Genomic DNA, 1460 nt, shown 5'->3' with positions numbered 1-1460 from the left:
TGATGCTCCTATTGCCTGTCAAGCGGCATGGAGCCAGTCGCGGTAGGCGTGGGTGAGTGCGTCGTCGCGGCGGATTCCTCGTTCGAGGGTGGAGATCACGGCCGGCCAGACGCCGAAGCGGTCTGCGACGGCGGTGAGGGTGATGTTCTTGGACTGCCGCAGGGGCCGCAGATCGGCGATGCCGGGAACGGCCACCGTGGTCGTCAGGCAGCGGAACATCTCCCGGGCGATGGCCCGTTTCAGGAGTCGGATGATCTCCTTCTTCGTCCGCCCGGCCGCGGTCTGCCGCGTCACGTAGTCGCGGGTGCGGGGGTCGCTGGACATGCGGACCAGGGCGATGCGGTAGAGGGCGGCGTTGGCGGCCCGGTCGCCGCCGCGTGAGAGGCGGTGGCGGTTGGTCCGGCCGCTGGAGGCGGGGACCGGGGCGGCGCCGCAGAGGGCGGCGAAGGAGGCTTCGGTCCGCATGCGTTCGAGGTTGCCTCCTGCGGTGACCAGCAGCTGGGCCGCGGTATCCGGGCCTACTCCGTAAGCGGCCCGCAGGCCGGGGTTGTGTGCGCTGACGTCGGCGTCCAGGGCCTTGGTGAGTGCCGTGTGCTCGGCGGTCAGCTCCTTCACGCGCCGGGCCAGGCTCTTGAGAGCGGTCAGGACCGCGGTGTGGACCGGATCGCCGCTGGGGCGCAGTCGGGCGAGGGCATCGGTGCGGGCGGTGCCCTTGAGAGGGCCGTACTTGGCGCGGATCGCCTCGGGTGAGCCGATGAGGATGTGGCCGATCTGGTTCAGGGCCGCGGTGCGGGCCTTGACGGCGGAGCGGGCGGCGTTGTGCAGGGCGCGTATGCCGGTGACGCTGTCGTCCTTGGGGGCGCTGGATGCGCGTCCGGACAGGGCGGCACGGGCGGCGGCGTAGGCGTCGATGGGGTCGGACTTGCCGATGCGGCGGCGTTCGGCCCGGTCGGGCCGGTTGACCTCCACGACGTGAAGGCCCGCCGAGCGGGCGGCGCGGGTGAAGCCGGCCCCGTAGGAGGAGGTGCCTTCCACACCGATCGCGACCACGTGTCCGTGGGCGCCCAGGAAGGCCAGGGCAGCGGCGTACCCGGCGGCCGTGGTGGTGAACTCGGCGTCCGCGAGGTGCCCTCCGTTGTCGCTGATGACCGCGACGTGAAGCGTGTCGGCGTGGGAGTCGACACCCCCGACCACATCCGCCCTGACCGTGTCCGCTGCGACCGCTGCTGTCATTCTGGAGATGCCTTCCTAGCCGGAGGTGAGGCGCCGGCCGGGTGGCGCAGACAGGACATTGAAGGGGCTTCTGACCAAGCTCCTATCAGGTCATGTTCCGCCCGGCCGGAGCCATGAGAACAAGCCCCGGCGGCCGGGCAGAACATCTGGAAGACAGCCCAGCAGGACGTCAGTCAGTGGCAGAGCCACGACCACCAGAACCTGCCTAGCAATATCAATGTCAGTGG

The 1460-nt window shown here is 70.4% G+C and carries 1 protein-coding gene; it reads right to left on the bottom strand.

The genetic code is table 11. The features are described from left to right. Positions 1 to 18 precede the first annotated feature (18 nt). Positions 19 to 1233 carry an IS110 family RNA-guided transposase gene (locus ACZ49J_RS45380; RefSeq protein ID WP_467457743.1) on the bottom strand — a complete coding sequence of 405 codons (1215 nt, stop codon included), beginning with the start codon at positions 1231 to 1233 and terminating at the stop codon, positions 19 to 21. Positions 1234 to 1460 lie beyond the last annotated feature (227 nt).

The organism is Streptomyces sp. NPDC030840, assembly GCF_055572015.1.
The sequence above is the reverse complement of the archived record's forward strand: the minus strand, read 5'-3'. Positions and strand labels throughout refer to the sequence as shown.